Source organism: Enterobacter sp. V89_11, assembly GCF_029967775.1.
GTDB classification, from domain to species: domain Bacteria; phylum Pseudomonadota; class Gammaproteobacteria; order Enterobacterales; family Enterobacteriaceae; genus Enterobacter; species Enterobacter ludwigii.
The window spans coordinates 184,615-195,688 of record NZ_JASCAN010000008.1 but is presented as its reverse complement, the minus strand read 5'-3'; the positions used below and the strand labels follow the sequence as shown (position 1 = coordinate 195,688).

The 11,074-nt window shown below is 54.7% G+C and carries 8 protein-coding genes; 6 read left to right on the top strand and 2 right to left on the bottom strand.

What is annotated here, in order from left to right; translation table 11 throughout:
* Positions 1-107: 107 nt before the first annotated feature.
* Complete coding sequence (locus tag QLG09_RS08915; RefSeq protein ID WP_044857798.1) at positions 108-635, bottom strand: LuxR C-terminal-related transcriptional regulator; 528 nt, start codon at positions 633-635, stop codon at positions 108-110.
* A gap of 671 nt (positions 636-1,306) precedes the next feature.
* On the opposite strand from QLG09_RS08915, the gene pgaA reads away from it, so the two are divergent.
* The 4 genes from pgaA to pgaD are packed head-to-tail and all read left to right on the top strand — an operon-like array spanning position 1,307 to position 7,509.
* Complete coding sequence (gene pgaA / locus QLG09_RS08910; protein WP_282488840.1) at positions 1,307-3,745, top strand: poly-beta-1,6 N-acetyl-D-glucosamine export porin PgaA; 2,439 nt, start codon at positions 1,307-1,309, stop codon at positions 3,743-3,745.
* Positions 3,746-3,753: 8 nt separating this feature from the next.
* Positions 3,754-5,757 (top strand): poly-beta-1,6-N-acetyl-D-glucosamine N-deacetylase PgaB, encoded by a 2,004-nt coding sequence (pgaB, locus tag QLG09_RS08905; RefSeq protein ID WP_282488839.1) that lies wholly within the window; start codon positions 3,754-3,756, stop codon positions 5,755-5,757.
* Positions 5,750-7,081 (top strand): poly-beta-1,6-N-acetyl-D-glucosamine synthase, encoded by a 1,332-nt coding sequence (gene pgaC, locus QLG09_RS08900; protein ID WP_282488838.1) that lies wholly within the window; start codon positions 5,750-5,752, stop codon positions 7,079-7,081. Before pgaB ends, pgaC begins: the two co-directional genes overlap by 8 nt.
* Entirely contained in the window at positions 7,078-7,509 is a 432-nt protein-coding gene (pgaD, locus tag QLG09_RS08895; protein ID WP_014171599.1) for a poly-beta-1,6-N-acetyl-D-glucosamine biosynthesis protein PgaD, read from the top strand. The genes pgaC and pgaD overlap by 4 nt, the downstream gene beginning before the upstream one ends.
* A gap of 65 nt (positions 7,510-7,574) precedes the next feature.
* Here the strand turns inward: pgaD and gss are convergent, their stop codons facing one another.
* The gene (gene gss / locus QLG09_RS08890; RefSeq protein ID WP_106503486.1) at positions 7,575-9,437 is read right to left on the bottom strand and encodes a bifunctional glutathionylspermidine amidase/synthase; all 1,863 of its coding nucleotides are present in this window, start codon (positions 9,435-9,437) and stop codon (positions 7,575-7,577) included.
* Between the two features lie 213 nt (positions 9,438-9,650).
* Here gss and yghU point away from each other — a divergent pair, with 213 nt between their 5' ends.
* Together yghU and QLG09_RS08880 are read left to right on the top strand one after the other, a co-directional pair.
* A complete protein-coding gene (gene yghU / locus QLG09_RS08885) occupies positions 9,651-10,520 on the top strand; it encodes a glutathione-dependent disulfide-bond oxidoreductase (protein ID WP_020883668.1) in 870 nt (289 codons plus the stop codon).
* Positions 10,521-10,680: 160 nt separating this feature from the next.
* The gene (locus QLG09_RS08880) at positions 10,681-11,013 is read left to right on the top strand and encodes a glycine zipper domain-containing protein (RefSeq protein WP_020883667.1); all 333 of its coding nucleotides are present in this window, start codon (positions 10,681-10,683) and stop codon (positions 11,011-11,013) included.
* Positions 11,014-11,074: the final 61 nt, after the last annotated feature.

Here is an 11,074-nt window from a genome sequence, read left to right as displayed (position 1 = left end):
GCAGGGGATTGAAAATCCCCGTGTCCTTGGTTCGATTCCGAGTCCGGGCACCACTCTTCAGAAAACCCGCCCTCGTGGCGGGTTTTTGCTTTTGGGGTAAAGCAAAGCTAGGGATCGTTCCCATCCGAATCCAGCAGTTTATTTTTAAAGATAAACAAACAAGCCTCGTTGAAGTTCTCTGCCCCCAGCCGTTCTGAGAGCGCGGTCCGTTTACGGTAGAGGCTTTTAATCGACGTATTCAGTTCCTGTGCCACCTCTTCCATCGCCATGCCAGCCCTGAGCAACCGCAGCATAATGGCTTCATGCGTGCTCAGCCGTAAGTTCAGCAGCCACTTTGTTGTCAGACGTTTGCCCTTCATGTTGAGCACCAGGTTGAATAACGACGCCATATCGGGTGCCGTGAGCGACGTGTTCATAAACAACTTCATGCTGAGCAGATTCTCCTCGCGATGCCGCATATCGAGCATAACGCAGCAGATTGTTTTTTTCGTTCTGGCCGGATGGCGTATCAGGTAATCATATAAACGCAGCGGTGCACGGCTATCAATCAATACAGAATATTCATCTGCGCCGTTATCAAATATCTTTCTGTCAATGGAGTCCAGCAGGATTATATCCGGAAAAAATATCCTCATCCCCCTGACAAGGTAGCGATCCTGTGTCACTAACACTATTGAAGTTGCCACTAACCATCCCTTTTAGATTAAAGCAAGAACGACCCTTCGGAAAGAAGTCCGCCTTCGTTTTATAGCGCTTTTATATTAACGATAAATGTATTCTGGCTTTGATTGACCCTCAATTCGCACATTCATTGATACGTCTTCCCATAGACTATCATTCAATGGCTGCCATTAATTATAAGTAAAAAACAATCTCAGAAAAGTCACTTTTATGGATATTAAGAATTTTTGTCATGAAACTTCCCAAACATGCACCGGAAAGTACTTTAATTCACACCAATAAGGCACATTAAAAATATAAACAAATTTGTCACAATATAAATAAAAACCAATAAAATCATAATTTTACAAATATAAACTCATTTCAAAATAATCGCTCAGGACAGCTCATTACAGAATTATCTCAAAACAACCACCCTGCTTTTCAACATATTTATCTGCCAACATATCGGGTGTACATTACCAGCCACTTAGCCCTGACCATAAGGACCCATAATTACCTTTAAGTAAGTACCCCATAACGTAACTGCATTCAGATTAAACGTTCTCATTTATGGCCTTTAACCCCGTGCTTAAAGGCGGCCGTGTTATGCAATGGATTTATGATAAACAAATGGCAAATAGATATGGAAAGATCACTTCGCTTCAATACGTTATTCTTTTACCGCACTCCCGCTTTATTGTTTCTGTTATTACTTTTCCCCTTTCTGGTTCAGGCAGCAGAATCAGTATATGAACAACAGATTCAGCAGGCGCGTAACGGTAATTACGCACCTTTTCTGCAATATCTTCAGCGTTATCAGCAGCAACATGCCCTGACGCCTGAGCAGGTTGCGGACTGGTTGCAGGTGGCGTCCTGGGCGGGTCGTGATGACGACGTTATTCAGGTCTGGCTGCGTTATAAGGTCTATATGCCTCTTCCTGCCCGTGGCGTGGCTGCTGCTGCTCAGGCAAGGCGAAACCAAAAGGCGTGGCAACCTGCGTTAATGCTCTGGAAGGAGGCGTGTAACCTTGCACCGGATAACGACGATTATCGCATCGGCTACATCAAAACCCTCGCCGACGCCCGCATGGATACACTGGCTCTGCAGGAAGCCCGGCAACGGGTGGCGGAAAAGCCCTCTCTGGCTCACCTCCAGACGCTCTCTTATGTCTATTCACGCCAGGGGAAAAACCAGGAGCGGCTTTTGGCAGACATCCGCGCGTTGAATAGTGCGCCAGCGGATGACGCCCTTCGTACTGAGTTGATTGATGCGTTAACAGACAACCGGGCCGACACGCCTGCCCTGCGGCTTTCACAAACGGTGACGCTGCCCCCCGCGCAACGTCGCCGCCTGGCACTCAACGCCGCCGCCGAAATGGTACGCCTTGCCGATGTGCCTGCCCGTTCCGAAACAGAGCGTTTGCAGCTCGCGCAAGCGGCGCTGAACCGCTATGACGAGCTGCTGTCCCGCTGGCAAAACGAACCTCAGGCAGCGGAGGACGTTATCCGGGCCCGTGTCGATCGGCTTGGCGCGCTTCACGCCCACGGTAATTATCAACAGGTCATCAGGGAATATCAGGCGTTAACGTCGGCTCAGCATCCCGTGCCGACCTGGGCAATTGGCTGGGTTATCTCCGCGTATCTGGAGGAGAAAAATGCCGATGCCGCCCTCTCGCTTCTCAAACGTTATCCAGACTATGCGCCGGATCCGCAGGACGACGATCATGCGCTTTTCTACACCTGGCTGGATACCGGGCAGTATCAGGCCGCTCGCCAGTATGTTGAGAAGGTAACCCGTAACACGCCCTGGACCCGCTACGATTTCGGTTCGCCAACCCCGCAACCCAACGATCAATGGCTCATCGGGCAGTCGCTCACCTTTAACTATTTGCTGATGACCAATGCCCTTCCGCAAGCCGAAAAGCTGGCGCAACGTCTGGCTGCGTCAGCGCCGGGAAATCAGGGATTACAGATTGATTACGCCACCTTACTTCAGGCGCGGGGTCTGCCGCGGGCGGCGGAGCAAAAGCTCAAAATGGCCGAGACGCTGGAGCCATCCAATATCGAGCTCGAACGGCAGCAGGCCTACGTCGCAATGGATCTGCAGGAGTGGCGACAGATGGATTTACTGGCCGATGACGTTATCGCCCGCGCGCCTGTCGACGGGAGCGCCCGACGTCTGGACAGGCTCAGAAACGTCCATCACCTGTCCGAACTGCGTCTGAACGCGGGCAAAGGACTGCACTCTGATAACCCCGTCAGCGGCACACACGATCTGAGCTGGGGTGCCACGCTCTACGGTCCGCCCGTCGCGGATAACTGGCGGCTGTTTGGTGGAACCCGATTTGCGCAGGGCAATTTCGACGAAGGCAAAGGCAGCAGCCGCCACCTGTTTGCCGGCATCGAATGGCGGCCTCGCGACCTTCTGGTCGAAGCAGAACTCTCCGGTAACCATTATCACGGTGCAAACAAGCCCGGTGCTCGCCTCTCGGCGGCGTACAGCCTGAACGATAGCTGGCAGGTGGGCGGAAACCTTGAACGTCTTTCACGCACGACGCCTTTACGGGCACTGCGTAATGGCGTCAGCGCAAACCGGGGAGAAGGCTGGGTCCGCTGGTATCAAAACGAACGCCGTGAGTACCAGTTTAACGCCTCTGCCAGCCACTTTTCCGACCATAACCGCCGCCAGGAGTTCGTCCTTACGGGTAAAGAGCGGCTGTGGCAGACACCCACCCTGACGCTGGATCTCGAACCGGGTATATCAGCGAGTACCAACACCCTGCGGGACACGCTCTATTACAACCCGGAGCGGGATCTCTCCGTAACGGCGGCCCTGTCCGTCGATCATCAGATGTACCGCCATTACGACACGCTCTGGAGCCAGCAGGTCGTTCTCGGCGGCGGGGAATACTGGCAGAAAAATCAGCCCGCTGGTGCCATCGCCCTGCTGGGTTACGGGCAGCGCATTCAATGGAACAACGTCATTGATAGCGGCGTGATGCTGAACTGGGACAAGCGCCCTTTCGACGGTAAACGAGAAAGCAATCTCTCCGTCACGTTTGATGCGAATTTACGCTTTTAAGGATGAATATGCTGAACAAACGTTTTTCTGTGAGCCTGATAATTATCGGCTGGTTATGCCTCAGCGCGAGCGTCTGCGCTCAGGCCCTCTCGTTTATGTCCCCCCAGGAACGACCACAGCCTGAGGCGAGTAAACCCTGGCCAAAAAACCATTTTCTGGTTCTGGCCTACCATGACGTTGAAGATGATGCAGCCGATCAGCGCTACCTGTCCGTTCGTACCAGCGCCCTAAACGAGCAGATCGGCTGGCTTGTGCATCACGGTTATCACGCCATTAGCGTGCAGGATATTCTGGATGCGCATGAGGGCAAAAAAACGCTGCCGCCCAGAGCCTATTTACTCAGTTTTGATGATGGCTACAGCAGTTTCTACACCCGCGTCTGGCCACTCCTTCAGGCCTGGAACGTCCCTGCGCTGTGGGCACCGGTGGGCAGTTGGGTAGATACGCCAGCGAATCAGCAGGTCAATTTCGGCGGACTGATGACACCCCGCGAGCGCTTTGCAACCTGGGATATGGTGCGGGAGCTAAGCCAGTCTCCGCTGGTTGAGATTGGCTCGCATACCTGGGCTTCGCATTACGGCATACCGGCTAACCCACAGGGAAGCCGTGAACCCGCCATCGCCAACCGCTTTTACGATAAAGCGACGGGGCATTATGAAACCGATCGGCAGTTCAACCAGCGGATCGCTGATGACGTGCGCAAAGTTACCGATAAAATTACCCGGGTGACGGGAAAAGCGCCCCGCGCCTGGGTCTGGCCCTATGGCGCCGCGAACGGCACATCGCTCGCCATCGCCAGAAAGCAGGGTTATCAACTGGCCTTTACCCTTGAAGACGGGCTGGCAGATGTGCGCGATCTCGGCAATATTCCGCGTCTTTTGATTTCCGGAAATCCCTCGCTCAAATCCTTTGCCAGCACGGTCAGCCAGATTCAGGAGGCCGATCCCGTGCGCGTCATGCACGTCGATCTCGATTATGTCTACGATCCCGATCCGGCCCAGCAAACCAACAACATCAACAAACTTGTCCAGCGGGTTTACGACATGAAAATCAGTCATGTTTTCCTGCAGGCGTTTTCCGATCCGCTGGGCGATGGCACGATCAAAGCGCTCTACTTCCCTAACAGCCGGCTTCCGGTGCGCGCCGATCTGTTTAATTTTGTCGCCTGGCAGCTGCAAACCCGCGCAGGCGTAAAAGTCTATGCGTGGATGCCGGTGCTCTCTTTCGATCTCTCACCCGCACTCCCGCGGGTACAGCGCTGGGATCGTCAAACGGGCCAATTGCACGAGGCTACCGACCCCTACATCCGCCTCTCCCCGTGGAACCCCGAGGTTCGTCAGCAGGTCACGGAAATCTATGAAGATCTTGCCCGCTACGCCAGCTTCAATGGGATCTTATTTCACGACGATGCGGTGCTGACAGACTTTGAAGATGCCGGCCCGGATGCCCTACGCGCCTGGAATAACCGCAGCATCGCCGCGATGCAACACGATCCGGCCGCCCTTCATGCCTGGAGTCGCTTTAAAAGTCAGACGCTCATCGGCTTTACCCGCAGCCTTAGCCAGGCGGTGAAAAACATACGCGGCCCGCAGATTAAAACTGCGCGGAATATGTTCGCCCTGCCCATCCTGCAGCCCGAGAGCGAAGCGTGGTTTGCACAAAATCTGGATGATTTTCTGATGACCTACGACTGGACGGTTCCGATGGCTATGCCGCTGATGGAATCCGTTCCGGCCGAGGAAAGCGATGCCTGGCTCACGCGGTTGATCGCCGCCGTTGCCGCACGGCCCGGTGCACTCAATAAAACCATTTTCGAGCTACAGGCCCGGGACTGGGAGCAGAAACCTCAACGTGCCGTGCCCGACACGCGTCTGGCCCAGTGGATGCGCGTTCTCCAGCTGAACGGCATCAAAAATTATGGTTACTACCCCGACGATTTCATCAACAACCAACCTGATATTTCACGCATCAGGCCTGAATTTTCTTCGTACTGGTACCCTGACAATGACTGATCGCATTATCGCATTCTCTATTTTATGCCTGGTATTCGGGTTGCCTCTGGGTGTGGCTGCCCTCTTTACCGGAGAACTGATTCTGGATTTTGTCTTCTTCTGGCCACTGTTCATGTCCGTGCTCTGGATAACCGGGGGGCTCTATTTCTGGTTTCAGCTTGAACGGCACTGGTCATGGGATAAGCAGACGCCTGCTCCGACGTTAGACGGCGATCCGTTAATTTCAATCCTGATCCCGTGTTTCAACGAGGAAAGAAATGCCCGGGAGACTATTAGCGCCGCGCTGGATCAGCGCTACCCCAATATCGAAGTTATCGCGATCAACGATGGTTCTTCTGACAACACCGCAGAGGTGCTGCAGCTGCTGGCGCAGGAACAGCCGCGCCTGCGCGTCATTCACCTCGCAGAAAACCAGGGGAAGGCGGTGGCGCTTAAGGCCGGCGCGGCGGCGGCACGCGGCGATCTGCTGGTCTGTATTGATGGCGACGCCCTGCTCGATCGTGATACCGCAGCCTATCTGGTAGAGCCGCTGATTAAGTATCCCCACGTCGGGGCCGTCACCGGGAATCCGCGTATTCGCACACGATCAACGCTGATTGGCCGTATTCAGGTAGGTGAGTTCTCATCGATTATTGGTCTCATCAAACGGACGCAGCGGATCTACGGCAGGGTCTTTACCGTCTCCGGCGTTATTGCGGCCTTTCGCCGACAGGCGCTGGCAGATGTGGGGTACTGGAGCCCGGATATGATCACCGAAGATATCGACATCAGCTGGAAGCTTCAGCTTAGACACTGGGATATCTTTTTTGAGCCGCGGGCGCTGTGCTGGATCCTGATGCCAGAGACGTTAAAAGGTCTGTGGAAACAGCGTTTACGCTGGGCGCAGGGCGGTGCAGAGGTCTTTCTGGTTAACCTTCGCAAGATCGTGCGCTGGGAACATCATCGCATGTGGCCGCTGTTTTTAGAGTACGCGTTGTCAACGCTGTGGGCATTCGCCTATGCGGTGACCGTGTTGCTGTTCATTGTCAGCCATATCATTACGTTACCCACAAACCTGACCGTCGAGAGCCTGTTTCCTCCTGAATTTACCGGGTTGCTTCTGGGGGTCATGTGTCTGATGCAATTCCTCGTCAGTTTGTATATCGAGCGGCGCTATGAAAGAAACGTGGCGAGTTCGCTTTTCTGGGTGATCTGGTTCCCGATGGTGTACTGGATGATTGGTCTGTTCACCACCCTCGTCGCCTTTCCAAAAGTCATGCTCAAACGCCAGCGTGCACGTGCGCGCTGGATCAGTCCGGACCGGGGAAAAGGAAGCATTCAATGAACGAAAATACGCTAATTCTGACTGAACATCGGCTATTGCCCCGTCTTTTTGATGCGGTGCTGACGCTGCTGGCATGGGGAGGTTTTCTGTTTTTCCTCTATGCCAATCTGTGGATGCAGGTAACCGAGGAGAGCAACTACCGCTGGGGCATTATTATTGCCTCGTTTAATACGGTGCTGATCTATTTGCTGATCGCCGCGCTTAACGGCTGGTTGCTCATTCTGTGGTATCAGTACAATCGTCGTCGCGCCCAGGTAAGGCGGCGGCGTCCCGATGCCTGGCGTCACGATGAGCTGGCGAGAAGCTTTAACGTTCCCCCACAAATCATTTCAGAGATGAGTCAGTACAATTTGCTGACGGTCTATCATGACCAGATCGGCCGCATCATTGACCTGAAGATAAGTCAGCAGCACGACGAGCATCCCTGAGCCGCCAGAAAACGAAAAACACCCGCAAGGAACACTTGCGGGTGTGTGTTGACAGCCGGAACAGCTTACTTGTCTTTCACCACAATCAACGGTTCGATGTCGCTCTCTTTCTTCACCACCAGCGAATCATCCCCGCGCAGGCAGGTGCCGCCGTAGTTACCGCCCACGGTAAACGTACAGACCTGGATATGCTTGCCATCCACCTTCGGCAGGCACCACAGCTGCTGGTAGATATTTTTGCGATCGACAAACTTGCCGCTCGATTTATCCAGCACTTCATCCCCGGCGCTAATCAGATCGATATTGCTGCCGCAGCGTCCGGCAATTGGTTTGATGGCGTAACCGGTCTGTTTCAGCAGGTCGTTAACCTCGAAATCGGTATCGAGCAAATAACGGTGATTCGGGAACAGCTGCCAGAGCACCGGGAGGATCGCCTTGTTGCCGGGAATAACCGTCCACAGCGGTTCGAACACCAGCACTTCCGGACGCAGCAGGACGTCAATCAGCCGTACGTCACCTGCCGGATGCCCAGTGCGGATCGGCACGGCGGCGTATTCGGTTTCGCTCACCTCGCGGATCTGCTCTATCGCCGTCTCCCACGCCCAGGTTTTCCACACACAGTTAACGTGACGGCCTTCGTCGTCAATCAGTTGCCCGGCCGCATCCCAGCTGAGAGCGTTAAGTCCATGCAGAATTTTGGTTTCAAACCCGGCCTGCAGCAGAGAGCGCTGAATAAAGAGCGCGTGATAATCCTCTTCGACGTCATTGTCCTGCATGATGTGCACGAACGGACGCGCATGGCTGTGCTTCCACGCGCCGGTAAGTTCTTCCAGCAAACCTTCCGCCGGATTGTGGCCGTTACCGCGATAACCGTTCTTCACCCACTCTTCGAGGATTAATCCCCCTTCCGTGTGGCAGGAGGCGGAATCGGCGTTGTACTCGTAAACCTTGATGCCACGCTCATCCATACAGAAATCCATACGACCGGTGATCATATGGTGGCGACGCCACTGCCATGAGAGGCGCAGACGCGGCCAGAGGATTTTAGGGATGTCAAAAAGCGCCAGTAAGTTATCGTCCTTCAGCACTTTGTCGGTCGCGTGCAGGTACATCAGGTGCAGTTCATTGGTCGCTTTGATCAGCTCCTGCTCGGCACTTTCGGTAATGGTAAAATACTGGCAGGGATCTTTATTGATAAAGTGGCCGTTTGCGCGGACATACGCCTGCTGCAGGGCGTCGTTTTCGTTGAGCCATTTCCCGTCAAACTGACGTTTATTCTTCAGCCGCGCACCGCTGATTTTCAGCAGTTCACCGTCGAGTTCCGGCTGCGGGATGCTGTGCTCCGTGTCGTTCGTCTGGATCATCCAGCCGAGAATTTCGGTATCGTTAAAGGTGTCATGTAGCGTGTAAGTACCGTTCTCAACGGTCATTCGCAGCTCGCGCGTCCACTGCTGCCCGAGCGGGAGCGGAGAGTGAATAACGTTCTGCTCGGCAATGCGCACCTTATCGTCTAACAGTTGCGCGATCACGGCAACGTGGCCGGTCTCATGAAACTCCCCGCCCTTTTGCCAGATAAGCAACGCCCCGGCCTGCGGCGCGCGTTTCGAACCATTGGCAAAGGCCTGAAGCGGCAGAATGTTATCGTTCACGACCTGGCGCAAAAAGCGCAGAGAGAAGATCTCCCACGCCATACCGACGTCGGTGAAAACACATCCATAATTGAGGAACAGAAAACGGCGGGCGAACTCAACACACTGCCACTTGTGGCCCATGTATTCATTGCCAATATAGCTGCGAAAATCCGCATCTTCCGGATAACGACGCGGATCGAGACTGCCGTAGTTTGAAGAGTAAATCGCCACGCCACCCGGCGCATAACCTAATAACGTCCCGAATGGCGCGTCACTGCTTAACTTTCCTTTACGCATGTATCCAACCTAAGACGGGCAGGCGGCAATGTTGAAAGGGTTGTCGTCGTCTGCACGTTGTAATTAACCTGACAGAGGTGGGATTTATCATACACCCGTTCCGCTGTCTGTGTAGTGTGGCGCGAAGGGGAAATGTATTGCGCTCAGTTCGCTAAACCCTCCCATGAACTCCTGCTACACTCCCTCAACACATCACAAAAAAGGCAGGCCAACATGTCAGACGAAAATACCTATCAGCCACCCAAAGTGTGGGAATGGAAAAAGAATGGCGGCGGCGCGTTCGCCAATATTAACCGTCCGATCTCCGGTGCGACGCATGAGAAAGAGTTACCCGTGGGTTCGCATCCGCTGCAGCTCTATTCTCTGGGCACACCAAACGGGCAGAAAGTGACCATCATGCTGGAAGAGCTTCTGGCGCTTGGCGTGACGGGTGCCGAGTACGATGCATGGTTGATTCGCATTGGTGAAGGCGACCAGTTCTCCAGCGGCTTTGTTGAAGTGAACCCGAACTCGAAAATTCCGGCGCTGCGTGACCACTCCACGACACCGCCCACGCGCGTATTTGAATCCGGCAGCATCCTGCTCTATCTGGCAGAGAAGTTCGGCCATTTCCTGCCAAAAGATCCGGCGGGACGTACGGAAACCCTGAACTGGCTGTTCTGGCTGCAGGGCGCGGCCCCGTTCCTCGGCGGCGGTTTCGGCCACTTCTATAACTACGCACCGGTGAAGATTGAGTACGCGATTGACCGCTTCACGATGGAAGCCAAACGCCTGTTCGACGTGCTGGATAAACAGCTGGCGCGTAGCCGCTACGTGGCCGGTGAAGAGTACACCATCGCCGATATGGCGGTCTGGCCGTGGTTCGGCTGCGTGGCGCTGGGTAGCGTGTATAACGCCGCCGAGTTCCTCGACGCTGAGAAGTACACCAACGTTCAGCGCTGGGCGAAAGATGTGGCACACCGCCCTGCCGTGAAGCGCGGGCGTATCGTTAACCGCACCAGCGGCGAGCTCAACGAGCAGCTCCACGAACGCCACGCGGCGAGCGACTTCGAGACCAATACGGAAGACAAGCGTCAGGCGTAATGCTCTGCCGGGCGGACCACCGCCCGGCAACAGGGATCCCTGCCAGGGGCATGATTTGCTTAAGGGTTGAGCCGGTATTACTGGCACTATGCGGACGTTTTTCTCAGATCAGATGACGAGAAAAACGGACTCAACCGACAGCAGTCACAAAGGATTTGTTATGAAATTGATGAAAACAGCGCTGATTATCAGCACCCTGATCTTTTCCACTTCTGGTATGGCGATAGATAAAACCGCCGCCGGTGCAGTGGCCGGTGCGGCAATTGGCGCAGCCACGGGCAAAGATTTGAAATCCACGGTAGGCGGTGCGGTCGTTGGCGCGGGTACCGGTGCGATGTTCAAAAACGGCGACAAAGGTAAAGCTGCGCGTAAAGGCGGTGCGGTGGGTGCCGTGGTGGGTGCAGGTGCTGCGGCGGTAACAGGCAACAGCGTACTGAAAGGGGCCGCCGTCGGTGCCGGCTCTGGCGCACTGATTGGTGAAGCCACCCACTGATAAGCGGCGGGCGGCGCTCCGTTTGGCTCGCCTACATTTAACCGAAAAAAAGGCCGCACAC